This window comes from Mongoliitalea sp. (genome assembly GCF_054166905.1).
The window spans coordinates 1-24,248 of sequence record NZ_JBSZCK010000036.1; the positions used below are offsets into that span (position 1 = coordinate 1).

General features: G+C 39.7%; 21 protein-coding genes. 10 read left to right on the forward strand and 11 right to left on the reverse strand.

Annotated elements, in window-relative coordinates; all coding sequences use genetic code 11:
- The 6 genes from ACXIUD_RS13375 to ACXIUD_RS13400 all read right to left on the reverse strand — a co-directional run.
- Positions 1–2,798, reverse strand: a 2,798-nt coding sequence (locus ACXIUD_RS13375) for a hypothetical protein (RefSeq protein WP_458053148.1), incomplete at its 3' end; no start/stop codon positions are given.
- Between the two features lie 21 nt (positions 2,799–2,819).
- The gene (locus tag ACXIUD_RS13380) at positions 2,820–3,428 is read right to left on the reverse strand and encodes a hypothetical protein (RefSeq protein WP_458053149.1); all 609 of its coding nucleotides are present in this window, start codon (positions 3,426–3,428) and stop codon (positions 2,820–2,822) included.
- Positions 3,429–3,798: 370 nt separating this feature from the next.
- Positions 3,799–4,134, reverse strand: a complete 336-nt coding sequence (locus ACXIUD_RS13385) for a rhodanese-like domain-containing protein (protein WP_458053150.1) — start codon at positions 4,132–4,134, stop codon at positions 3,799–3,801.
- A 68-nt stretch (positions 4,135–4,202) separates the two neighbouring features.
- On the reverse strand, positions 4,203–4,466 hold the full coding sequence (locus ACXIUD_RS13390) for a hypothetical protein (RefSeq protein WP_458053151.1): 264 nt from the start codon (positions 4,464–4,466) through the stop codon (positions 4,203–4,205).
- Positions 4,463–5,350 carry a sterol desaturase family protein gene (locus ACXIUD_RS13395; protein ID WP_458053152.1) on the reverse strand — a complete coding sequence of 296 codons (888 nt, stop codon included), beginning with the start codon at positions 5,348–5,350 and terminating at the stop codon, positions 4,463–4,465. The genes ACXIUD_RS13390 and ACXIUD_RS13395 overlap by 4 nt, the downstream gene beginning before the upstream one ends.
- A gap of 262 nt (positions 5,351–5,612) precedes the next feature.
- Complete coding sequence (locus ACXIUD_RS13400; protein WP_458053153.1) at positions 5,613–7,049, reverse strand: MBL fold metallo-hydrolase; 1,437 nt, start codon at positions 7,047–7,049, stop codon at positions 5,613–5,615.
- 133 nt (positions 7,050–7,182) lie between these two features.
- Here ACXIUD_RS13400 and ACXIUD_RS13405 point away from each other — a divergent pair, with 133 nt between their 5' ends.
- Together ACXIUD_RS13405 and ACXIUD_RS13410 are read left to right on the forward strand one after the other, a co-directional pair.
- On the forward strand, positions 7,183–7,785 hold the full coding sequence (locus tag ACXIUD_RS13405) for a class I SAM-dependent methyltransferase (RefSeq protein WP_458053154.1): 603 nt from the start codon (positions 7,183–7,185) through the stop codon (positions 7,783–7,785).
- Positions 7,786–7,852: 67 nt separating this feature from the next.
- Positions 7,853–8,656, forward strand: a complete 804-nt coding sequence (locus tag ACXIUD_RS13410; RefSeq protein ID WP_458053155.1) for a universal stress protein — start codon at positions 7,853–7,855, stop codon at positions 8,654–8,656.
- 184 nt (positions 8,657–8,840) lie between these two features.
- Here the strand turns inward: ACXIUD_RS13410 and ACXIUD_RS13415 are convergent, their stop codons facing one another.
- On the reverse strand, positions 8,841–9,677 hold the full coding sequence (locus ACXIUD_RS13415; RefSeq protein ID WP_458053156.1) for an alpha/beta hydrolase: 837 nt from the start codon (positions 9,675–9,677) through the stop codon (positions 8,841–8,843).
- A gap of 181 nt (positions 9,678–9,858) precedes the next feature.
- Positions 9,859–10,698, reverse strand: a complete 840-nt coding sequence (locus tag ACXIUD_RS13420) for a 1,4-dihydroxy-2-naphthoyl-CoA synthase (protein ID WP_458053157.1) — start codon at positions 10,696–10,698, stop codon at positions 9,859–9,861.
- 75 nt (positions 10,699–10,773) lie between these two features.
- On the opposite strand from ACXIUD_RS13420, the gene ACXIUD_RS13425 reads away from it, so the two are divergent.
- Genes ACXIUD_RS13425 through ACXIUD_RS13435 form a run of 3 tightly spaced genes read left to right on the forward strand, consistent with a single transcriptional unit; the run spans position 10,774 to position 13,473 of the window.
- Complete coding sequence (locus ACXIUD_RS13425) at positions 10,774–11,865, forward strand: AMP-binding protein (protein ID WP_458053158.1); 1,092 nt, start codon at positions 10,774–10,776, stop codon at positions 11,863–11,865.
- Positions 11,841–12,257, forward strand: a complete 417-nt coding sequence (locus ACXIUD_RS13430) for a DUF2141 domain-containing protein (protein ID WP_458053159.1) — start codon at positions 11,841–11,843, stop codon at positions 12,255–12,257. Before ACXIUD_RS13425 ends, ACXIUD_RS13430 begins: the two co-directional genes overlap by 25 nt.
- Positions 12,258–12,285: 28 nt before the next feature.
- Complete coding sequence (locus ACXIUD_RS13435) at positions 12,286–13,473, forward strand: ATP-grasp domain-containing protein (RefSeq protein WP_458053160.1); 1,188 nt, start codon at positions 12,286–12,288, stop codon at positions 13,471–13,473.
- Positions 13,474–13,980: 507 nt separating this feature from the next.
- Here ACXIUD_RS13435 and ACXIUD_RS13440 read toward each other — a convergent pair.
- On the reverse strand, positions 13,981–14,421 hold the full coding sequence (locus ACXIUD_RS13440; RefSeq protein WP_458053161.1) for a hypothetical protein: 441 nt from the start codon (positions 14,419–14,421) through the stop codon (positions 13,981–13,983).
- 112 nt (positions 14,422–14,533) lie between these two features.
- Between ACXIUD_RS13440 and rluF the strand changes: the two genes are divergently transcribed.
- On the forward strand, positions 14,534–15,265 hold the full coding sequence (rluF, locus tag ACXIUD_RS13445) for a 23S rRNA pseudouridine(2604) synthase RluF (protein ID WP_458053162.1): 732 nt from the start codon (positions 14,534–14,536) through the stop codon (positions 15,263–15,265).
- Between the two features lie 26 nt (positions 15,266–15,291).
- On the forward strand, positions 15,292–16,053 hold the full coding sequence (locus ACXIUD_RS13450; protein WP_458053163.1) for a hypothetical protein: 762 nt from the start codon (positions 15,292–15,294) through the stop codon (positions 16,051–16,053).
- A gap of 56 nt (positions 16,054–16,109) precedes the next feature.
- Here the strand turns inward: ACXIUD_RS13450 and leuS are convergent, their stop codons facing one another.
- Together leuS and ACXIUD_RS13460 are read right to left on the reverse strand one after the other, a co-directional pair.
- Positions 16,110–18,884 (reverse strand): leucine--tRNA ligase, encoded by a 2,775-nt coding sequence (gene leuS / locus ACXIUD_RS13455; protein WP_458053164.1) that lies wholly within the window; start codon positions 18,882–18,884, stop codon positions 16,110–16,112.
- 452 nt (positions 18,885–19,336) lie between these two features.
- Positions 19,337–20,287 (reverse strand): sensor histidine kinase, encoded by a 951-nt coding sequence (locus tag ACXIUD_RS13460; protein WP_458053165.1) that lies wholly within the window; start codon positions 20,285–20,287, stop codon positions 19,337–19,339.
- A gap of 241 nt (positions 20,288–20,528) precedes the next feature.
- On the opposite strand from ACXIUD_RS13460, the gene ACXIUD_RS13465 reads away from it, so the two are divergent.
- The 3 genes from ACXIUD_RS13465 (at position 20,529) to ACXIUD_RS13475 (ending at position 24,245) form a co-directional block, all read left to right on the forward strand.
- Complete coding sequence (locus ACXIUD_RS13465) at positions 20,529–20,954, forward strand: hypothetical protein (RefSeq protein ID WP_458053166.1); 426 nt, start codon at positions 20,529–20,531, stop codon at positions 20,952–20,954.
- Positions 20,955–21,214: 260 nt separating this feature from the next.
- The gene (locus ACXIUD_RS13470; RefSeq protein WP_458053167.1) at positions 21,215–22,849 is read left to right on the forward strand and encodes an acetolactate synthase large subunit; all 1,635 of its coding nucleotides are present in this window, start codon (positions 21,215–21,217) and stop codon (positions 22,847–22,849) included.
- Position 22,850: 1 nt separating this feature from the next.
- Complete coding sequence (locus ACXIUD_RS13475) at positions 22,851–24,245, forward strand: aldehyde dehydrogenase family protein (RefSeq protein ID WP_458053168.1); 1,395 nt, start codon at positions 22,851–22,853, stop codon at positions 24,243–24,245.
- The last annotated feature ends 3 nt before the right edge of the window (positions 24,246–24,248 follow it).

A 24,248-nucleotide genomic window follows, 5' to 3' on the forward strand; every position in this document is an offset into this window, starting at 1 on the left:
AATTCTACTCCTGATATCTCCGTAACTCGGATAGTACCGGTTGCTACTTCACATGTAGGCTGATCAACTTCCGATACAACCGGTGCTGCTGGGGTCTCTGGCTGAGCATTAACGGTAGCTGTTGTGCCACCGCTGATACATGTGCCATCAACAAATCTTGCAGTGATCGTATATTCACCTGGAGCTAGACTGGCAAATACGCCTGAGGTCTGATAGGCTCCTCCAATAGAGAATTCTACTCCTGATATCTCGGTAACTCGGATAGTACCGGTTGCTACTTCACATGTAGGCTGATTTACCTCAGCTACAACTGGTGCTGCAGGTGTTTCAGGCTGTGGATCAATAACTACTATCAATGGAGCACTAATACAACCAGATTCATTTTTTGCCCTAATTTGATATTCGCCTGGATTCAAGCCTGCAAAAACATTGTTTTCTACAAATGGAGCTCCATCAATGGAATACGTAAACCCAGTAGCTGGAGTCAATGTAATTGCACCAGTTGGGACTTCACAAGTAGGAGGAGTAACCTCAAAAACGGGTACATCCGGAATAGGGAGGATAATTACCTCGATAGGTACTCTAGGACCAACACAATCTGGAGACAAACCTTGAGCAACATAATAAGTAATAGTACCGACCTGATCAGTGTTTGGAATAATCTCTGTTTCTGTAATTCCTCCTGTAGCGCTTCTATAGAAAAATAGGCTAAATTCTGACGCTTGACTATCACCATCTACAATGGTTGCGGTCAATGGCAGTCCCTGTTCTCCAAGACAATAAACCAATGGACTAGTAACTGTAGGTTGTGAAGTTAGAGTTGAAACATTAATAGTAAAGTTAAAGAAACAATTCTCATTTCCAGATGCAACAGCTCTGTATGAAGCTATACCTTGAGAGGCAGGGAATGGGTTACTATTAGTGAATTCAATAGTTCCTGCTGGATTAAAAAATCTAAAACCCGCAGGGAAATTAGAACGAATTTCACTTACCGGAATATTTTGACCGTCAATATTACAAAAGAAGAAATCAAAACTTTCAGAACCGGAATCCTGGCAGTTTGATGAAACAAAATTTGTCGCATCAATTGAAAGAGTTATGGGACCCGTTATCGGTAAGTCTGCGCATGCACCATCGTTTTGAAAACCTTTAACAAACTGTTTATTTGTAAAAGTTCGCTGAGAAAAAGATCCAATTCCATTAGTAAACCCATTAACATCAACTTGTGAACCGCAAACTACATTACTCAAAATACGACAATCAGTAGTAGCCAATAATCTGTAGGAAAGTGATGCCAACAAATTATTTAAATTGTTTTCATCAAGGGGAATATTCCCAACTTTCCAAACAATTGCTCCATTAGCACCTCTATTTGCGTCAAAAACTGGAGCTTGATTTCCTGATGGCGTAAAATTAAAATTGGCAATCAAACTATTTGGAACAAATGACGCCCCAAACGGAATAGGGATAACAACCTCTCCATTATCTATAGGCTCTGTACCCTTATTTCTTATTTCAACTTTAAAAGTTGCCTCTTCACCTGGCAAAATAACGTTTTCACTTGGTGAATTAGATATTGATTCTAAAATATTTAAAGCCTCAAGTTCAGGAACATAAGCGTCTACTGAAAAGGAAACATTAAAAATTACATATGTCTCTAAATCAGTCCCATATCTCAAACGAGTACTCGTTTGATTATTATCAATTATGGAGTTATTATCATTTGGTATATCAAACATTGCAATATCAATACCAACATTATTTCGTTGATTCGGATTTCTAGATCCATTGGTAAGGATACTTGAATTGAAAAAGTTGTTTGGAGTATTACCACTATGGCTGAGTCGTGTGAATGAGTTGGAATTTCTATTTCTAATTTCAAAATAATCTCCTGTAAAGCTCACATCACCTTCACCTGCCATTACACCTAATTTAATCCCGACCGGACCATTCTGAACAGACTGAATGCCATTTATGTCAATATTGAAAGGACCACCGCCATTGGTAGCAACAAATCCATAACCATCAAAAATAGTTATGTCCCTGTTTTTCATTAAATCATTTTCATAAACTACTACAAGTCCCCATCCACCAAATAAACCTTGCCCAGACCCAGGATCGGCACCATCTTCCAAAGCAATGTCTGCAATTGTGTAATCCCCTGAGGCATTTCCCAAACTATTCTCAATAGCCCTAAGTTGCTGAGTTACATCTTTATAAGCTACAAATATATTGTAATTATTTACCGCAGAAGTACGAGAACCTGTAGGATAAAGGATTTGATCAACATTATTAATCCTATCTGCTGTAAGGTCAATATAATTACCCATCCCAGGGCCTTTAAATTTCACAGATCTACTATTAAGAGTTCTTGTGATACCATTTCTTGTCAGGTTAAAATTATTATTATTGGTCCTAGTGTTTCTTCCTGTCCAGTACAAACCAGCAAAAACTATTTTCGAACAAGAGCTATTTCCTTCATCAGGGTTGGCTAAGACTAGTTCAGCCGTTGACGAGTTAATAGTATTAGGATCTACCCTAACAAAAGTCATCTGCTGATTGCCACCATTGTTAGTATTATCTCCATAGTTGACCAAAGTCAGGTTCTTATTACCAACCATGGTAAAGTCACCTTTAATGCTGTAAATAGATTGGTCAGGTGTTAAAACACCTGTCCTAGAATCAAATGGGACTCTGACTTGAGAAAAGGCAGAAAGAACCGTCGCAACTAATAAAACCAAGGAAAGCACCAACTTGGCAACATTTCCTTTAAGTGAATATTTAGTAAAGTTTATCATATTTTATTTGGATTATAAAAATCAACCTTCTCCACCAAGTTGAATCAAGATTTTATATTCTGAATTAAATGTTTCTTTCAATCTCCTGTCTATTGTATTTACCATAGATGGATCACGGACAGTAATAATCACATACTTTAAATTAGGCATATTTGTGATTTGACCTAATTCAGCTATTTGAGCTAAATTTGATCCACTCTCAAGTACAACAGAAACAACTTTTATTGATGCATATAATGGGTCACTTGAAGTCAAACTCAACAAATCAGAAGAGGTATTAAGTAAAAGTTTGGTGACTTCAATTTCATCGAATATTGTTTTTACAGAATTTTCATAAGTAATTGCCCCACTCAAGTGATATACATCTTGAATAAAAAGTTCTTGCTCATTTTGAGATAATGATCCAAAATAATCATCATATAGAAAAATTTGAGCATTTACATTACTAACGGATAAAAAACTAAGCATAACAACCACTAAAATCAGTTGATACCTTAATTTCTTAGATTTTTCTCTTGGAGAAAATAAAACTGTTGCTTTTTCAAAAAAAGCAATGAACCAAACTCTGGTATGAATCATTTCTCTAATGCTAAGAAAAATGTTAACAAAGCTTTTAAATAGTCTGGACATATTATTGAGGTTAAATATTTCTTAATAAATAGTTTTAATAGTTTAATCCGAAACTTGACTTAAGAGCAACATATTCAATTGGTTATTAAAACTAAAACTATAAGTTTTTACTATTTTCTTAAGCTAGATTTTTAGTAAATATTTCGAATAATTATTAATGATGTAAAAATACATTATTTTGCATTTCATATCCAAACAAAATTCAAAAATATTTCAAATGAAATGCTTTTTTTTTGCTGTGAAATACATTTTTATAGTTTCTATAGCAAATTGAATTGAAAAAATTCAAAAAAATATACATAAAACAAAAAATCCACTACTCAGCTAACCGACAGTGGACTTTTTAACAATTTAACCCAATTAATTTTTTTTAAATAATTTCATACGGCCAACGCATAATCCCACTTGCTAAATTGAACGTAGACTCGAAGCCAAGGTCTGCCATAATTTCACATGCTTGACCACTTCGATTACCACTTCGGCAGTAAATGTAATACTTTTTATTTTTAGGTAAATTCTTCACCTGATTTACAAAGCTTGGCTGCATGATATCTATGTTGCGTGCACCTTTGAATTTACCTGAATGAAATTCACCTGCGGTGCGTACATCAATAATTACAGCATCCTTTTCTTGCATACCTTTGTAGAATTCTTCTGCTCCTAGATCTATGTAACTTTTTGGTTTTGTCTTAAAGAAGTTAAACATGGTTTATTGGTTTTAATGAATATACATACAAAGGTATAGCATGCTGCCTTTCTGGAAAGTAACCTAAATCACACTGACTTTTCTGAACTCGTGGAAGACACTTTTTCCTTCTTTAACTTTCCAGTCAACTGCAAGTAAATCAATCTCATCAATAGTGCCCACGGTATTCCATGAAAAACAAAATCAAACCAATCCAAAAACTCCATACCCTTTGCTCCACCAAGAATCCATCTTACCTTACCAAAAATATGAGGCTCTGGAACGAAGGGTGCCAAGCCCAAGGTTAATGTCAATATAATTATGAATCTCCAATTATTGATAGATTGTTTCATTGTTTAGATGGTTGTTTTTTGTTGAAAGGATAGCTGACCTGTTGCCAGAAAGTTTTGGGATATTCTTCCATACCCTCAAAGCCCAAAGGCTCATCCCTGCCTTCATGAGGGATATAATCAGTACCAAATAAATAATCCCAAACACTCAGCGTAATACCATAATTAACCCCGTATTTCCTATCTTTTGGCAACTCCTTAACATGATGCCATAAGTGCATGATGGGATTATTCAAAAGATATTTTAATGGCCCATAAGTAATTCTCAGATTGGCATGATTCAAATGTCCAATGGCTGTTGTGAAAATATGAACTATAAAAAAATCAGTTAGTCCAAACCCAATCATTGCCAAAGGAATATATTGAGCAGTCTTATATAAAATGGTCTCCATCCAGTGGAATCGTAAATGTGCTGCAAAACCCATTTCCTCCACCGAATGATGTAACTTGTGAAACTCCCATAAAGCAGGAACTCTATGCAACATGCGATGTACATTCCATTGTATAAAATCAGCAAGGATAAATAACAACAAAAACTGCCCCCATCTTGGCCAAGAATCAATTTGGAGCGCAACAATATTGGTTACTCCAAAAAGACCTAAGAAATCATTGAATGCTTCTACTGCTACATTGGATATGGCATTGTATGCAATCAAGGAAAAGAGAAAGTAATTGAAAAACATGTAAAACCCATCCAGCCAGAAATCCTTCCGGAAAATTGCTTGCTGCTTCCTCCACGGAAATACAATTTCCAGTAACCAAACGACTACAGAAAGCCCTAATAACCACCAAAAATAATTTTTCCACGATGGATAAAACATCTCATTTACCAGATAATTAAAGTAACCGTAGTAAGAGTCTGCGATGATTTGAATGTATTTGGACACGGTATTAGTGATTTGGTGATTAAGTGATTAGTGATTAGTGAACAGTGGACCATACTTGGTACCTGGTTCTTAGTACTTGGTTCTTGGTACCTGGTACTTCGTACAGTGATCCGAGTTTTGATTCTTGTTTCTTGTTTCTTGTTTCTTGGCTCTTGTGTCTAAACTCTCGCATCTCGCTTCTCGTCTCTCGTATCTCGTCTTTAAAGAAAAGGGACAATCCACACGACTGCCCCCTTTCGACATTCCCATAAACCACAACTAATTACTTTTGGTTATATTCCTTGATATAGGCACCCATATCAATAACCTTTTTATCTTTTAAAGCATGCTGAATAATACTTGACCCGGCAGCCGAACGATACCCCGTGCCGCAATGAACCACTACAGGTTTATCTGTTGGAATCTCTGAAACCCGCTTCATCAATTCCGGTAGCGGAATATTGATTGCATTGGCAAATACCTGATGCTGAGCAACCTCCCCCTCATTTCTGATATCGATAATAGTGAAAAGCTCTGGATTTGCATCAAAAGCATCTTTGTCAAAGAAACTCATAGACATGCCATCCTTTTCATTGTATATACCTGCACCAGCGATCAACAACTCATAGCCTATCTTGGCTGCTTTGGAAATCAACTCATCCAAGGATTCTTGACTTTCTGCAATCAAGTAATAGCGTTCTTGAGGACCAATCAAACTTCCCAGCCAGGTCTCAAACTTGGCACCTTTCATAATATTGATAGCCTCTGGCAAGTGGGAATTTTTAAATATATCCTGACTTCTGCCATCGATTATAGCTATCCCCTCTTGTATATCAGTCAAATCTACCAATGTTGGAACTGATTCTTTGGAATCTATGTAAAATGGTGCACCAGTCTTATTTAATGCAACATTGTAAGGAAAGTATTGGGGTATAAAAGGTTGATCTTGCAACAACAATTCCACAAAGGCCTCTTCGCTCATCTCCTGCAACGCGTAATTTGTCAACTTTTCCTGACCAATCGTGCTACTTTTAGCATCTGAAATAGCTTTTCCACACAAGGAACCGGCGCCATGGGCAGGATATACTACCACATCTTCATCTAATTGCATCAACTTCTCCCGCGTACTGTAATACATCATCCGAGCTAATTCTTTACGCTGCATCATGATAGCACCGGCAGACTCTCTTAAGTCGGGCCTTCCAACATCCCCGATAAATAAGGTATCTCCCGTAAACACGGCCATATCTTTTCCATCTTCATTCAATACAATGCTGATCCCATCTGGTGAATGCCCTGGTGTAAACATAGCTCTCAGGGTTACTCCATTACCCAAATCAATGATGTCACCCTCATCAAATGGTTGATGACGATAGTTAGCTTCTGCTAGCTTACTTATGTATACAGTCGCTCCCTTTTCATGATGGATTTGAAGGTGAGAACTCACAAAATCAGCGTGTGGATGTGTTTCTACAACACCAACAATGGAAGCCCCATGTTGCTCTGCAAAATCATAATAAGGTTGTGGGTTTCTTCCCGGATCAACTAAAATCACTTGATTCCCAACAAGTATAGCGTAGCTAAAATGAGCCAATCCCTCATCTTCAAATTGGTGAACCTTCGATTTTTGAGGTTGAGCAGCTTGAATAATGGGAGTAAATTGGGCCTGTGCATAGCCTACACTAAACAAGAAACTCATTAAAAGAACTGCGTATTTCATAAGATGTGGTTTAATCCGAATACTCAAAATTAGGAAATCAGTGAAACAATGATTGTGACTCAAGTTACATCTCAAGGCAAAGAATATTGAATACTTTTGGATAAGATTGTTAACTTTCACCAACGAAAAACTTATGAACCCGGATTTCTGGAACGAAAAATTCTCCACTGCACCCAATCTATATGGCTTGGCACCAAACACTTATTTCAAGGATAAAATTGACCAGTTAAAACCTGGGAAATTACTGTTACCCGGAGAAGGGGAAGGTAGAAATGCACTGTATGCTGCTTCTTGTGGATGGTATGTAGAAGCTATCGACCAAAGTGAAGTTGCTAAAAAAACCGCCTTATCACATGCTGAAAAGTCTGGGTTGTCCTTTAATTACCATGTATGCGATATTCAAAAGTATATTCCGGAAATTGCAAGCTTTGATGTATTAGGCTTAGTTTATTTTCACCTACCTAAAGACATTATCGAAAGAGTTTATTCAAAACTGGCAAAATCACTCAAAACAGGTGGAAAACTGATTATAGAAGGCTTTGGAAAAAATCAACTTCAATATACCTCAGGCGGACCCAAAAACACCGACATGTTGTATGAACTGAAGAATTTGAAATCCATGCTTCCAAATTTTTATTGGGAGGAGGAATTTGATGGTATTATTGAATTAAATGAAGGAATTGGACATGTGGGGAAAGCGCACGTTATTCGATTACTGGGAACAAAAATCAGTTAAACTGATTTTTGTCAGCTTAAAAAACGCAATTATGCCGTATATTTAAGCAACAATAAATCTCAAAACGATGAAAATCCTTGTCCCTACCGATTTTTCCGAAAATGCCTTCAATGCACTGACATTTGCAAAGAACATTGCCGAAAAACAAGACTGCTCAATTACCTTGTTTTATGCGTTTTATGCGGTATATGATTTTGCTGCTCAAGCCACTGAAATCATTGCTCAAATTGAAGATGACGCTAAAAAAGCCATGAAGAAGTTGGTTAAAGAGGGTACAGAAGAAGGATTGACCATTGACTACAAAATCCAACACGGATCCATAGCTACCGCAGTGACCTCTTATGCATATCAAAACGACTATGACCTCATTATCATGGGAACTCAGGGAGCTAGTGGAATCAAAAAAACCCTGATGGGATCCAATACGGGACATGTTATCAAAGAAAGTATGGTTCCCGTACTCGCTGTACCGGCATCAGCCTCCTTACCTGCGGAAAATAAAATAGCTGTAGCACTTGAGCTCAAAAAAGAGTCTGAAGAAAATTTTCAGAAATTGTTTGACCTTACGGAAATACTGAATCTACCTTACAATTTTTTCCATGTAGGCGAAAAGCTCAGCTTCGATCAAGAAATCGAATTCAAAGGACTGGAAGCTTTCTTAAAAGACAGTCATCCAACTAAAGACTTTTCGTTTTCCAAAATTCAGGCTCCTACAATCCAAAAAGGCATTCAAGATTATTTAGGAAAGAACGAAAATGTACTCTTAGTCATGTTTTCAAAACAAAAATCCTTTTTCGAATACCTTTTCAATAAAAGCGATACACTTGAAATGGCCTACCATACACATGTACCCCTACTGGTGATTAAGTGAGAAATGAATAGTGCTTGTGCTGAGCGAAGTCGAAGCAAACAGTGGGGAACACTAATCAAGGATATACAAGTGATGAACCGAGAAAGATCAAAACATAAGACAATCCAACTAATATTACCCGAATCGCATACTTAGTACTTGGTACAAACCGTAACAATTCCTACTAGTCTCTTTAAATATACTACTAGATTCGTCCAATAAGCCAATCCACGATATCCTGGATGATTTTTTCTTTTTCGGGTTCATTGACGAGTTCATGATAGAGCCCTTCGTAGCGATGGAAAGTTTTGTCCATGGAAGCAATCGTTCTAAAAAACTGCTCAGTTCCTTTTGGATTCGTGAGCTCATCAGCGGTACCATGCATTAGTAAAACAGGATACTGAAATTGGGATGCAGCGGCTAATGAATTGTTCATTAACTTCAATAATTCGTTGCCTGTACGAGCTGGAACCGGATGTTGGTAGACTAATGGGTCATTTTTATATTTTTCAACTTCTTTAGGGTCTCTTGAAATCTTGCTAGCGTCTAGCTTTAAAACCTTCAATTTTGGAGCAAGCACACTCACTATTCCCGAAACTTTGATAAGCATGGGAGAAAGGTTAGCATCAGGCATCAACGCCGGTGCACTGAGGATTATCCCATCCGTTTTGGGCTGATGCTCCAATGCATAGGCAGCAACCAACCCTCCACCCATACTATGTCCAAAAATAAAAGATGGCTTTTGAGGAAGGTACGATTTCACCTTTTCATACATGGCATCGATATCTTTCAAATAATCCTTGTAATTCGCAAAATAAGCTGTGGGCTTAGATACAGACTTGCCATGTCCCCTTCCATCAAAAGTAAACACAGACACTCCTTCCTCCACCAGCTTTTCTGCTACATGGACATATCTGCTGCTGTGCTCACCCAATCCATGTACTAACAGCAAAGAAGCTTTAGCGTCTGCATCAGGCATCCAAGCCTGCAAATACAACTTTAATCCATCGTGGGTGGTATAGGAGGTTTCTAAGTGCTTCATAGTGGGGTAGTGATTGGTTGATTAAGTGATTGGTGATTAGTTAGTGGTTGATTAGTTATTGGTTGATTGAGTGATTAAGTGATTGGTTTTAGTAGACTCATAACTGACACTTCACGGTTAAGGCTTCTTGGCTAAGAAAAAAACCGAGCCAGCTTTTTAGATGACTCGGTTATAATTCAATTTATGGTATCCACTTGATATGCTTGAAATTTGGCTTTCTTTTTTCCAAAAAAGCATCTCTTCCTTCTTTCGCTTCATCAGTCATATAAGCCAACCGAGTTACCTCTCCTGCAAACACTTGCTGACCTACCATTCCATCATCCGTGAGGTTCATAGCAAATTTTAGCATTTTGATAGAAGTAGGAGATTTTCCCAGTATTTCTTGAGCCCACTCATACGCAGTATCCTCCAAAGCATCGTGTGGCACAACAGCATTGACCATACCCATCTCAAAAGCCTCCTGAGCAGAATAGTTTCTCCCTAAAAAGAAAATCTCACGAGCCTTCTTTTGTCCCACCATTTTAGCCAAGTAGGCAGAGCCATAACCCGCATCAAAGCTTGTTACATCAGCGTCAGTTTGCTTAAAAATGGCATGTTCCTTACTCGCCAAAGTAAGATCGCAGACCACATGCAAACTATGACCTCCACCAACTGCCCAGCCAGGAACGACTGCAATCACCACCTTAGGCATAAAGCGAATCAACCGCTGAACTTCTAAGATATTCAATCGGTGATAACCATCTTCCCCCACGTATCCTTGGTGACCACGAGCGCGTTGATCTCCACCAGAGCAAAATGCCCATCCCCCATCTTTGGGAGAAGGTCCTTCACCCGAAAGCAGCACAACTCCTATGGAGGTGTCTTCATGTGCATCCTTAAATGCATCCAATAATTCTGATGTGGTTTTTGGGCGGAAAGCATTCCTAACTTCCGGCCTATTAAAGGCAATACGGGCAACCCCATTGCATTTCTTGTATGTAATATCCTCGTATTCCTTTACGGTTTGCCAAGCTATACTCATATTTCTTTCTTATTTTTCCTGCAAGATAACAGCCTTCGAGGAATTTTGTTGAATTTTGGACAAGCGCTTTCAAAAATGGGAATAATCATCATTGAACATAGGAGATACAGTTTTGAAGATATCCAAACCGGAAAATTCAACGAGGCAGATCATTATTTCACTCATGCCCTGCATTTTTGCCAATCTTGGCTAAATAGTCAGCAAACCTTCGAATTGCAAACTTCTGGTTCCACGGGAAAGCCAAAAAACATTCAAATTGACAGAAGACAAATGGAAATTTCAGCCGAAGCCACCAAAGACTTTTTTCAATTCCGAGAAAATCCTACCCTACTCTGCTGTTTGAATACTTGGTTTATCGCCGGAAAGATGATGCTCGTAAGAGGGATGGAATGGAAGGCGAGCATTTATTTAGTGAAACCCTCCTCCAACCCATTTTTAAGTTTAGCCCGTGACATTCCATTTGATTTAGTGGCAATGGTCCCACTTCAAGTTGAACATTGCCTAAATAATCAAACGGGATTAAAAGGTTTAAAACAAACTCAGCAATTAATTATTGGCGGTGCTCCAAGTAGTGAATCACTGATTAAAAAGTTACTTGAAGAAAAAATCTCAGCTTTTCAAACTTACGGAATGACGGAAACAGTTTCGCATATTGCTTTGGCACCTATTAAAAATAATAACTTGGTATATCAAACTTTGCCCGGGGTAGTGATTGGAACAGATGAAAGGCAATGCTTGTGGATAGAAGCTCCTATGGCTAAAGAGGTACGCTTACAAACCAATGATATTGTCTCTCTTTTTACATCACATACTTTCAAATGGCTCGGAAGGGCAGACTTTACAATCAATACGGGAGGCATCAAAGTACAGCCCGAGCAAGTGGAAAAAGTAATTGAAGAATTAATTCACAAACACCTAGGGGAAGTTGCTTTTTTTGTTGGAGGAGTGGCTGAGGAATCCTTGGGGCAAGCGGTTGTCTTGATCATTGAAAAAAAGGATGCTTTTATACAAGAAAAAGAGCTTCTTAAAAAATTGGCAGATATTTTGCCTAAGTATCATCACCCAAAAGAAATAAAATTCTTGGAGACTTTCGTTAGAACAGATACTGGCAAAATTAACCGACATCAAACACTCGAACTCCTATGTTCCAAACCCTCTTCCTCGTAATAAGCCTCTTTACTTTTCAAAGTAATACTGCCTCGCTCGAACTTCGAATAGAAAATGCCAAAAACGATCAAGGGCTTGTGAGAGTGCTTGTATTCAATCATGCCGATGGATTTCCTGATAAGCCTGACAAAGCAATCAGAATGGCCAACTTATCCATCAAAAATAAAGTCGCAATGATTACTTTTGATGACTTAGCTCCTGGAAATTATGCAATTGCAGTATTCCATGACAGCACCAAATCAGGTAAAATCAGAACCAATCTTGTTGGATTCCCGATTGACCGGTATGGCTTTTCTAATAATGCAACAGGTATCATGGGTCCCCCCTCATTTGAAAAAGCAGCATTCCCTATCACCACTGGTAAAAATTCTATAACCATTTCCATGCGTTAGGGTTATTTTTGTATCAAACACACCAACTATGATACTTCTGGACTTTCCTTACGTTTCTGATTTTTTGAAAGAAACTATTGTTCGTAATCAAATCCCAGTGATTGCTACGGCAGAAGCCAAAACAATCATGCATGACCAAGCTGTCAATTGGCTTTGTGAGATGGAGGCACGCGAAACGTTTAAAAAAAATCCCAGTCAAAAACTTTATACCAATTCCGAAAACAGTATTAGTTGGGTCCATAAACATCTACCAAACTCCCCGAAAGCCAACCTGATTGAAGTATTCAAGAATAAGTACAAATTCCGTCAGCTTATTCAAGATGCTTATCCCAATTACTTCTTCCAAAGAATTACGTTTGATGCATTAGAACAAGTTGACGTATCTGAGCTAAACTTTCCTTTTATCATCAAACCCGCAGTAGGTTTCTTCAGTTTAGCTGTCTTCAAAGTTGACCGAAAAGAAGATTGGGCATCCACTATCTTTCAAATCCAAGAAACGGTATCCAAGATTCAGGATATGTATCCCGCAGAGGTGGTTGATAACACGGAGTTTATCTTAGAATCATACATCAAAGGGGATGAATATGCCTTTGATTGCTATTTTGATGAAAATGGAAATCCCGTCGTGTTGAATATTCTAAAGCATTTATTTGCCTCAGAATCTGATGTAAGTGACCGAGTTTACTGTACGTCAGAGGAGATATTTCAGGACATGTATGGGCCGATTCTATCATTTTTAAAAATAGTAGGAGGTAAAGTTGATCTCCAAAACTTCCCCTTACATATCGAGATCAGGAAAACGGACTCAGGTGAAATTATTCCTATTGAAGTGAATCCCATGCGTTTTGGTGGTTGGTGTACGACGGGCGATTTAGCTTGGTTTGCCTTTGGAATCAATTCTTACGAGTATTTCCTTGAAGGAAAAAAACCCAATTGGGAGGAAGTATTTGCTACAAGAAAAAACAAAACCTTTAGCTTAATCCTACTGGATAATCAAGCTAAAGTCAAACAAGAGGAATTTTTGGCTTTTGACTATGAAGCCATCAGCCAAGATTTTGAAGAAGTCCTCCATGTCCGCAAGCATCCATTGAATCATTATGGCGTATTTGGATTTCTATTTACCTCCACAAGCAAAGGCAATGAAGAAGAATTATATACAATCCTGCATGCTGATCTAACCAAATATATCCGATTGCAAGAGGCGGTTGTTGAGTAAGGTTCTTTTCCCACCTTCTTTCTGCGGTTTCCGCGACTTCTGCAAGCCAAAAAAGATAAGATATTAGCGCTAAGCGCCTCTGAGGCGCCATTCTCACAGCAATCTCTACGAGTACCACAGGGCTACTGCTCCTGAACTCTATATTTTCCACTATTTTATTCGTGGAAGTTAGGGCCATCCGTGGCAACAAAAAAACCTTCGAGACCTGCAAAACCTCAAAGATTATTTAACCACCTCCTCTCTGCGGTTTCCGCGTCTTCTGCAAGCCAAAAGAGATAAGACCTCAGCGCTACGCACCTCTGAAGCTACATTCTCATAGCAATCTCTACGAATACAACAGGGCTACGTCCCTGAAATCTATATTATCCCACTATTTTATTCGTGGAAGTTAGGGCCATCCGTGGCAACAAAAAAACCTTTGAGACCTACAAGACCTCAAAGGTTATTTCACCACCTTCTTTCTACGAATTCTGCGCTTTCTGCGCTTTTGCGAGAACCTCGAGAACATTAGATGCTGTGTTTGTCGAAGAAGTCCCGCACATAAGCCAATAATTGATTATCAGTCAGCTTATCTGAGTTTTCTACGGCAAACCACTTTTTTTCAAAAGCCTTATTATCTCTCAATCGGTTTCTCAATTGCTCCTTCGCAACACCCGGTCCAAAAAGTAATACGTCTTCATAGGATTGGATTTTTCCCTCCAGGATTTTGAAATACTCCTTCAATTCATTTTGGGTGATGTTATGCTTTTTGTGTTCATTGTTGGAGGCATGCTCTGGATTTGGAGTATACCAAGTAGTATCATTACCTTCACCTTCCACCCTTTTCATACTTTCATGTGGCGAATCAAGCTTCTCTATGAGCACTGCTTTCCCATCTGCATAGCCAACAAAGTATGCAAAAGAGTGATCTAACCATATACCAACCTTTTTAAATGTTGTGGATTCCATAGTCATTTTTGGGTTTTGTTTCATTCACCAAGTTAGAACTTATTCTCGATTCTCAAAATCCTTGGATAGCTTTTAAGTATATTTGCAGGAATTATCCATTGCTGACTAATACATGACTGAATCCAACGCTACACGCATCAATAAGTACTTGAGTGAGATAGGCTATTGTTCCAGAAGAGCGGCAGACAAACTCATCGAAGAAGGAAGGGTGACTATCAATGGAAAAAAACCGGAAATGGGTACCAAATTGATGCCGGGCGATATAGTCAAAGTTGATGGCAAACCGGTTGGAGAGCCAAAATCCAAGCATGTGTACATAGCCTTCAATAAGCCGGTTGGAATCGTCTGCACCACAGATACCAAATCTGAAAAGGATAATATTATTGATTATATCAAGCACCCAGAACGAATATTTCCAATAGGCAGGTTGGACAAACCCAGCGAAGGATTAATCCTATTGACCAGTGACGGTGATATTGTCAATAAGATCCTGAGGGTAAAAAATAACCATGAAAAAGAATACATCGTCACCGTCAATCGCCCCATCAATAAAAACTTTGTTGAGCGCATGAGTAAAGGCATCCCAATTCTTGGAACAGTAACCAATCCATGTGAAGTCAAGCAACTTTCAAAATTCAAGTTCTCCATTGTCCTGACCCAAGGACTTAATCGGCAAATCCGCAGAATGTGTGAATATTTGGACTATGAAGTAACACAACTCAGACGAGTCCGAATCATGCATATACATCTGGACTTGCCTATTGGGAAATGGAGAGACCTTACCCCCAAAGAAATGGCCTTACTGGAAGCGTCTATTGCCGATTCCTCCAAAACATTTGAATAATTTATCTTATCGAAATATTTGCATCCATGCAACTCAAAACAGAACACCTAAGCAAATTGGAAATTGAATACGACTCCGGATTTATCCCTCCACCATTTGCGCACATATTTAAAATCAAACTTGGCTTGGCCAAAAAAAATCTAGAGACCCAATTGTATCTGGAATACACCCACAGGGATGAAATCAGCGAGCAAGAAATCTTGGACGAAGGTTTTACCTTGGATGATGATTATACCTTCCAAGGAGAAATCCCCCTCATTTGGGGAGAAACCATCAAAGGCTTATTCAGCAAGAGCAAATGGTCCAATACCAAATTGAATGAGGAAGATGGGGGCATCAAACTGCTGGCGAAGGATCCGGAAGGTAAAATTTATCGAGCAATTCCAGCTAATCAACAAGAATGGATGATTTTATCTCAAGATATCATTCAGGCTATCTACGAAATCAACAAAAAAGAGGCGCCTTTGAAAATCAATTTTCTGGAGATTGGAGCCTCCGAAAGTAAACACCTGCAATTACAGATGAAGTTTGCTAATCGAACGGTGGAAGTAGCCGTGAATGGCAAACCAAAAACAGCCGACTGGGAGGACACAAAAAAACTCCTCTCCTATGTATTTATGCCTGATTACGATTATGGCATTGCCAAAGAACAAAAACCCAACAAACCTGGTACCTACATTGAATGTGGAGATGGATTTTGGCATGATGTCAATAAAGGCTTGATCAATATTGACTCCAGCTTTGATGCTGTCAAACATATCAAAGAGGGCTTTCAACAATTGCTATAAAAAAAGAGGCTATCCTCAATTTGGAGATAGCCTCTTTTGCTTTTGGCATACTTCAATTAGATCACAATATTGATAATCTTCCCTGGTACTACAATCACTTTTTTAGGAGCTTTTCCTTCTAGCCATTTTTGTACTGTACCATCAGCCATGGCTGCTGATTCGATTTCTTCTTTGCTCAAAGACAATGGTAAGGGCAATTTACTTCTGACCTTTCCATTGATCGATACCGGATATTCGTGCGCATTTTCCACCAAATATTCTTCCTTAAACTCTGGGAAGCTTGCATAAATAACCGACTCTTTGTTTCCTAACAAAGCCCATAACTCTTCCGCTATATGTGGCGCATATGGCGATACTAACACAGCCAATGGTTCCAATATCGCCCGCTTGTTACATTTCGCAGCAGTTAACTCATTGACGCAAATCATAAAGGATGCCACAGAAGTATTGAAGGAATAATTTTCAAGATCCTCCTGAGTCTTTTTGATAGTTTTATGCAAGGTCTTCAGCTCCTCTTTAGTAGGTTCAGCATCAGACACCTCAAAGTTACCGGCTGCATTGTGGTACAGCTTCCAAAGTTTCTTCAAAAACTTCGAAACCCCATCGATACCGTTGGTATTCCAAGGCTTAAACTGCTCCAATGGCCCCAAGAACATTTCATACAGGCGAAGGGTATCTGCACCGTAACGCTCGATAATATCATCTGGATTGACTACATTGTATTTGGATTTGGACATTTTTTCAACTTCCGCACCACATAGATATTTCCCATCTTCCAGTATAAACTCTGCCTCTGCCAAATCAGGCCTCCAAGCTTTGAACTTGTCAAGATTTAAAACATCGTTGTGCACGATATTCACATCCACGTGCATAGGAATGGTATCATATTGGTCTTTCAATCCTTGGCTCACAAAGGTATTGGTTCCTTTCAATCGATAGACAAAGTTAGACCTTCCCTGAATCATCCCTTGGTTGATCATCTTCTGGAAAGGCTCCTCAATGGAGACAAAGCCCCTATCAAACAAAAACTTGGTCCAGAATCGGGAATACAATAAATGACCCGTAGCATGCTCCGCTCCACCGATGTACAAATCCACAGCTCCCCAATACTTTTCAGCAGCAGGATCAACAAATTGCTCGGTGTTTTTAGGATCCATGTAACGGAAGAAGTACCAACTCGATCCAGCCCATCCAGGCATTGTACTTTTTTCCAGTGGAAACTCTCCATCAGCAGTTTTGTACACCCAATCTTTAGCCCTACCCAATGGCGGTTCCCCGTCTTCAGTTGGCAAATATTTATCTACCTCAGGCAATACCAAGGGCAAATCCTTTTCATCAATCAAGTAGGGCAATCCATCTTTGAAGTAAACAGGCAATGGCTCACCCCAATAACGCTGACGGGTGAAGATCGCATCACGCATGCGGTATTGGATTTTACCTTTTCCTATCCCCTTTTCCTCCAAAAATGCAATAGCTTTATCCATAGCCGCCTTCATCTCTAATCCTGAAAGAAAATCAGAGTTGCAGATAGTTCCTCCTTTTCCAGGGAATGAACCATTTTCCATACTGCCTTCGATGACCTGTCGGATTTCCAAACCAAAATGCTTGGCAAAATTATAATCCCGCTCATCATGGGCAGGTACAGCCATCACCGCACCTGTACCGTATCCCGCCAACACATAATCTGCAATCCAGATTTGTATTTCCTCTCCATTGAATGGATTGATGGCATAAGAACCGGTAAATGCTCCCGAAATAGTTTTAACATCAGACATTCGGTCACGCTCAGATCTGTTTTTAGCCACTTCCACGTAAGCTTCAGCACTTGCTCGCTGATCATCTGTGATCAACTCCTGTACATATTCGTGTTCAGGAGCCAAGGCCAAATAGGTCACCCCATAAATGGTATCGATTCTGGTAGTAAAGACTTTGATGAGTTTATCTTGACCTTTGACTTGGAAAACCATTTCTGCACCTATGGATTTACCAATCCAATTACGCTGCATTTCCTTGATAGGCTCTGTCCATTGCAGGGTATCTAAGCCTTGAAGCAAACGCTCTGCATAGGCAGTAATCCGCATGCTCCACTGCATCATTTTCTTACGCTCTACGGGATGTCCTCCACGCTCGGAAAAACCATCTTTCACTTCATCATTAGACAGCACCGTCCCCAGGGTAGCACACCAATTGACCGTAGTCTCTGCCAAAAATGTCAATCTGTATTTTAGTAACAGTTCTTGTTGCTGAACTTCCGTAAACTCTTTCCAGTCAGCAGCAGAAAATTGTGGGGTATCCTCATCGCATACTGCATCTATTCCAGCATTTCCTTGAGTTTCAAAGTGTGCAATCAAATTGTCAATAGATTGAGCTTTATCAGCTTTTTTGTCATAGTAACTATTAAACAATTGCATAAAAATCCACTGAGTCCATTTGTAATACGATGGATCAGATGTTCTGACTTCCTTCGCCCAATCATACGCAAACCCAATATTTTTCAACTGTTCTTCGTAGCGTTGGATATTTTGCTCCGTAGTGATGGCAGGATGTTGTCCTGTCTGAATAGCATACTGCTCAGCTGGAAGCCCAAATGAATCATAGCCCATAGGATGCAGGACATTAAAACCCTGTAAACGCTTAAAGCGTGCGATGATATCAGAAGCAATATATCCCAGTGGATGCCCCACATGAAGTCCCGCACCAGATGGATAAGGAAACATGTCTAAGGTATAAAATTTTGGTTTGTCAGGATTTACTTGGGCATTGAATACCTGGTTCTTTTCCCAATATGCCTGCCATTTTTGTTCGATTTCCTGATGATTGTACTCTGCCATGAGTGGATAAGTATAGAAAGTGTCAAATAATAGGTTGCAAAAATAGGATTATATCTTTCAGAAGACGAGGAAAAGTTGGAAAATATAGAATAGTGAGCAGTGAGGGGAATTAGGAATGAAGAATTAGGAATTAAGAATGTAGAATTAGGAATGAAATGGTCCTGTGGCTTTTAAGCCACTAACGGGTTTAGATTGAGAATGTGTTAATAAGCTGAATTTTTAAGGAATACCTGAATCAATAGCCGTGGATTTTAATCCCCGACATTGTAGGGGAATCAAACAGGACTTGTGCTGAGCGTAGTCGAAGCACTTGTACTGAGCCCAGTCGAAGCACTTGTACTGAGCGTAGTCGAACTCTAATCTCTCGCTTCTCGATTCTATTTTGTACTTAGTACAGTCCAAAACACCCTACTCCCATAGTGAGTACTCCGCAAGAGTTTTGTGTCTTACGTCTAATCTACCGCTGGAAGTGTAAAAAAAACTGTCGTGCCTTCTCCCTCGTTGGACTCTATCCAACAGGTTCCACCTTTATTCTCGATGATTTTTTTGATAATAGGTAGCCCCATTCCACTGCCCTGGAATTTCTGATTATTTGCCAACCTGCGGAAGACCTGGAAAACTTCATCATGATACTCAGAAGGAATTCCTATACCATTATCTCTTACATAAAATTTGAATAATCCTTCCTCAGTACGGTATCCTACCTTGATTTTTGGATTCACACCATATTTGGAAAATTTCAAAGCATTATCTAACAAATTCAAGAAAACACGTACAAAACTCTCTCTATCCCCGTAGACCATCGGCAAAGCCTCCACATGGACCACCGCTTCTTTTTCTTCTATTTTCCGAACTAATTTATCCAAAATCAGCTTCAAGACCTCATTCAAGTCTACATCTTGACTCACAGAGGGACTAGAAGTTACCGTGGAATAATCCAAAAAGTCAAATAAGGTAGTTCGCATATTGACGGCTCCTTCATGAGCAAAGGTAATATAGCTTTTTCCCTTCTCATCCAAATCTGCAAAGTATTTACTTTTAAACAAATTCAGAAAATTGGTAATCATCCTTAATGGCTCTAAAAGATCTTTTGATGCTCTGAAAACAAAGCCCTCCAAATCTTTATTGGTGTTTTCCAACTCCTTACTTTTTATTATCAGCAATTGATTGAGGTGTTCTTCTTCTTGTAGCCTTTTATCCAATGTCTGAATGTAGTGGTTCACTAAAAAGTATAGAAACCCCCCCGTCAGTAGTACATAGAAGATACCTTTCATCGATTGAAAATTGGTAATACTCTGAATCTCTGAGGAATCCAAAAACCAAAGTACCACACGATCGGAAAAAAGAATCCAAAACGCGCCGAAGGCAATATAAATCAAAGCAATTTTCAGGGCTGCTTTCATGGGTGAAGTAAAAATTAATCTGTCAATTTACAGATTTTTTATTTAAAGTCAACCCGCAGATACCCCAAACAAAATATCATATGATTAGAAAAATATGTATATTTACTTCTGTTAGCCGCCCAAACTATGATTAGCCTTTTGAATCGACCGATGTTTGTAGTTGTACTGACATTGGTCTCCATCTTGAGTTATGGACAAACAGACTCCCTGACCATTGAAAAGAAGGAGAAAACCGTTTCCATTGTCCCTCTTCCCGCGATTTCAGTCTCGAAATATACTGGCCCTATGGTCCTATGTTTGGACCGTCACTGGAGGAGATGTCCCCTATTTATTTCTTCCAGCAGTTGGTTGGGATATGTTTTCCCGCTCTGGAAGAGGGTATACCCAAGGTCGGTTTAGAGGAGAAGACCTCTTCTACACCGAACTAGAGTGGCGATTTCCTTTGCATCGGGTGAAAGACCGCTGGGGAGGTACACTCTTTGCCAACACCACAAGCGCAAGCTCCCGCAGACAGGATTTATCTCTCTTTGAAGCATTTCAACTCGGCTACGGTTTAGGAGTCCGCTACATGGTCCTTCCCAAAAAACGCATCAACATAGCCCTTGATTATGGCTGGGGAGCCGCAGGTGCATCCGGTATATTCTTAAATGTGAACGAGATGTTTTAAGACATAAATAACACTTTTTTGAGATAAATATAGAACTTTTCCTGTAAACAACCGTAAATTAAAAGAGTGAACAGTTATTGGGAATATAGATTTTAACCCGCGATAATGAGTAGTAAACATTGGAAAGTTTCTTATTATCTAAAATCTTGTATCTAAATTTTCGCCTCTCGTCTCTCGTCTGGCGCCTCTCGATTCTCGTCTCTCGCTTCTAGCCTCTCAACTCATCTCTCGTCTCTAATCAAAACCTTTAAAACAAACTTATGAAAGCATCAGACCTTTTTGTACAAGCCCTTGAAAACGAGGGTGTAGAATATATTTTTGCTGTCCCAGGAGAAGAAAACCTGGATCTGCTTCAATCAATTAAAGATTCTTCCATTCGATTGATCTTATGTAGACACGAACAGGGAGCGGGTTTTATGGCCGCTACCTATGGAAGATTGACGGGCAAACCGGGTGTCTGTATGGCTACCTTGGGACCGGGGGCAACTAATTTAGTAACACCGGCAGCTTATGCCCAACTTGGCGGAATGCCTTTAATGATGATTACTGGCCAAAAACCCATCAAAAAAAGTAAGCAAGCCCGCTTTCAAATCATCGATGTGGTTGGAATGATGCGTCCTATTACCAAATTCACCAAAACCATTACCCATGCCAATAATATCCCTTCTTTGGTAAGAGAATCCTTTCGCATAGCAACAGCAGAAAAACCAGGTGCTGTACATTTGGAGCTACCAGAAGATGTAGCACGTGAAACTACGGATGAAGCACTTTTTCAAACAGAGAACATCGAATACCCGATTGCTTCTAAATCCTCTTTGGAAAAGGCTGTTAAGATGATTACCGCTGCAAAAGCCCCATTGGTCTTGATCGGTGCAGGTGCAAACCGAAAAAAGAACTGCGACGTATTAACCCAATTCATTGACCAAACAGGCTTTTATTTCTTCACCACACAAATGGGTAAAGGGGTCATTGATGAACGACACCCTCAGTATTTGGGAACTGCCGCACTTTCTAGTGATGATTTCCTGCACCAAGGTATAGAAGAAGCAGACCTGATTATCAATATTGGTCACGATGTGATTGAGAAACCACCATTTTTTATGAAACATGGGGGTAAACAAGTGATTCATATCAACTATCACCCATCCGAAATTGATGCAGTTTACTTCCCACAACTCAATGTGGTGGGCGATATTTTCCAATCCATTACGCTTCTAGCCAGTATACTGGATAAAGAGGCACTACCAAAAACCCCATTCTTTGCTAAGGTAAAAACAAAAGTCAATAAACATCTAAGCAAGTATTTTGAAGACACCCGCTTCCCTATGCTTCCACAACGCTTGGTGCATATCCTTCGGGAAAACTTAGCAGCAGAAGATGTGCTTTCCTTAGATAATGGTATTTACAAATTGTGGTTTGCAAGAAACTATCCTGCATACAGCCATAACACCTTGCTGTTGGACAACGCACTCGCTACTATGGGTGCAGGTCTCCCATCAGGCATGGCTGTCAATTTACTACATCCTGATAAAAAATCAGTAGCTGTAGTTGGAGATGGGGGCTTTATGATGAACAGTCAAGAGTTGGAAACAGCTGTTCGTCTTGACCTAAATCTAACGGTGATTATTCTCAATGACTCTGCTTATGGGATGATTAAATGGAAGCAGGAAGATTTAGCTTTGGATGATTTTGGTTTGGATTACAAAAATCCCGATTTTGTGAAATATGCCGAAAGTTATGGGGCCAAGGGTTACAGAGCCGAGAGTGACACTAACTTTAAAGAAATCTTAAAAACCTGCCTGAGTACAGATGGTGTTCACCTGATCGATCTACCGGTAGATTACTCACTTAACCATGAGATTTTAAACGTATTATTAAAAAACAAGCAATCCTGATATGAGCCAATTATTGAATGTATATTCCCCTTTTTCGAACGAACTTCTTCAAAAAATCCCCTTCAATACCGCAGCTGATTTGGAAAATGCCTTGCTTACAGCACATGGGCTTTTCCAAGATAGAAGTCGGTGGATACCTGCACACCGAAGAATCGAGTTGCTGGAAAAAGTACAGGAGTTGATGAAAAACCGGGTAGAAGAGCTATGCCAATTAGCTGCTTCCGAAGGTGGTAAACCTTATCAAGACTCCAAAGTGGAAGTGCTACGTGCGATCAACGGCGTAAAAATAGCAGCCGAAGAAATCGGCAGGCTGACCGGAACACAAATCCCTATGGGACTGACAGCAGCTTCTACGAATCGTTTGGCCTGGACTGTACGGGAACCTATCGGTGTGGTAGCTTCTATTTCAGCATTTAACCATCCTTTAAATCTGATCGTGCATCAAACCATCACTGCTTTTGCGGCAGGTTGTCCCGTAATCGTCAAACCCGCCGGCACTACTCCCCTTTCCTGTATCCGGTTTTTGGAGATTTTAGAAGAAGCGGGTATACCTGAAGGATGGGTGCAAGGCTTGGTTTTGGATAATGAATTGGCAGAAAAGCTTGCCACAGATTCCCGGGTGAATTACCTTTCCTTTATTGGTTCGGGTAAAGTGGGGTGGTATTTGAAATCGAAATTAGCGCCTGGAACCCGAATTGCTTTAGAACATGGGGGAACAGCACCAGTGATTGTTGCAGAGGATTGTGATGTTTCAGAATTGGTCGGACCATTAGCAAAAGGTGGTTTTTACCATGCAGGACAGGTGTGTGTCTCTGTGCAAAAAGTATTTGCGCACAAAAGCATTGCACGGGAGCTGGCAGAAGGTATCGCCAAAGCAGCTCAGAAATTGAAAGTAGGCGATCCATTTTCAGAAGACACGGAAGTGGGACCTTTGATTTTGCCTAAGGAAGTAGAAAGGATTGATGCTTGGGTGCAGGAAGCCATATCCGAAGGAGCTGAATTGTTGACAGGTGGCGAAAAACTGCCGAATAATTGCTATGCCCCAACAGTACTTTGGAATCCCTCTGCAGGCTCAAAAGTCAGTCAGGAAGAAATTTTTGGCCCGGTGATCTGCATCTACCCTTACCAGGACCGTGACCAAGCCATTCAGCAGGCAAATGCTGTTCCTTATCATTTTCAATCAGCAGTTTTCACTCAAAACTTAGATATTGCTTTGGATACGATGCAAAAGCTTAATGCCAATGCTGTGATGGTGAATGATCATACCGCTTTCCGAGTGGATTGGATGCCATTTGGTGGAAGGGATCAATCCGGTGAAGGAATGGGAGGTATTCCATACAGCATGCATGAGATGACTAGAACCAAACTTCTGGTCTTTAAAAGCAAGTATCTCTAAGCA

Coding starts and splice junctions, on each gene's coding strand:
- ACXIUD_RS13380 (WP_458053149.1), bottom strand. CDS start 3,428: ATGTCCAGACTATTTAAAAGCTTTGTTAACATTTTTCTTAGCATTAGA.
- ACXIUD_RS13385 (WP_458053150.1), bottom strand. CDS start 4,134: ATGTTTAACTTCTTTAAGACAAAACCAAAAAGTTACATAGATCTAGGA.
- ACXIUD_RS13390 (WP_458053151.1), bottom strand. CDS start 4,466: ATGAAACAATCTATCAATAATTGGAGATTCATAATTATATTGACATTA.
- ACXIUD_RS13400 (WP_458053153.1), bottom strand. CDS start 7,049: ATGAAATACGCAGTTCTTTTAATGAGTTTCTTGTTTAGTGTAGGCTAT.
- ACXIUD_RS13405 (WP_458053154.1), top strand. CDS start 7,183: ATGAACCCGGATTTCTGGAACGAAAAATTCTCCACTGCACCCAATCTA.
- ACXIUD_RS13410 (WP_458053155.1), top strand. CDS start 7,853: ATGAAAATCCTTGTCCCTACCGATTTTTCCGAAAATGCCTTCAATGCA.
- ACXIUD_RS13415 (WP_458053156.1), bottom strand. CDS start 9,677: ATGAAGCACTTAGAAACCTCCTATACCACCCACGATGGATTAAAGTTG.
- ACXIUD_RS13420 (WP_458053157.1), bottom strand. CDS start 10,698: ATGAGTATAGCTTGGCAAACCGTAAAGGAATACGAGGATATTACATAC.
- ACXIUD_RS13425 (WP_458053158.1), top strand. CDS start 10,774: ATGGGAATAATCATCATTGAACATAGGAGATACAGTTTTGAAGATATC.
- ACXIUD_RS13430 (WP_458053159.1), top strand. CDS start 11,841: ATGTTCCAAACCCTCTTCCTCGTAATAAGCCTCTTTACTTTTCAAAGT.
- ACXIUD_RS13435 (WP_458053160.1), top strand. CDS start 12,286: ATGATACTTCTGGACTTTCCTTACGTTTCTGATTTTTTGAAAGAAACT.
- ACXIUD_RS13440 (WP_458053161.1), bottom strand. CDS start 14,421: ATGGAATCCACAACATTTAAAAAGGTTGGTATATGGTTAGATCACTCT.
- rluF (WP_458053162.1), top strand. CDS start 14,534: ATGACTGAATCCAACGCTACACGCATCAATAAGTACTTGAGTGAGATA.
- ACXIUD_RS13450 (WP_458053163.1), top strand. CDS start 15,292: ATGCAACTCAAAACAGAACACCTAAGCAAATTGGAAATTGAATACGAC.
- leuS (WP_458053164.1), bottom strand. CDS start 18,884: ATGGCAGAGTACAATCATCAGGAAATCGAACAAAAATGGCAGGCATAT.
- ACXIUD_RS13460 (WP_458053165.1), bottom strand. CDS start 20,287: ATGAAAGCAGCCCTGAAAATTGCTTTGATTTATATTGCCTTCGGCGCG.
- ACXIUD_RS13470 (WP_458053167.1), top strand. CDS start 21,215: ATGAAAGCATCAGACCTTTTTGTACAAGCCCTTGAAAACGAGGGTGTA.
- ACXIUD_RS13475 (WP_458053168.1), top strand. CDS start 22,851: ATGAGCCAATTATTGAATGTATATTCCCCTTTTTCGAACGAACTTCTT.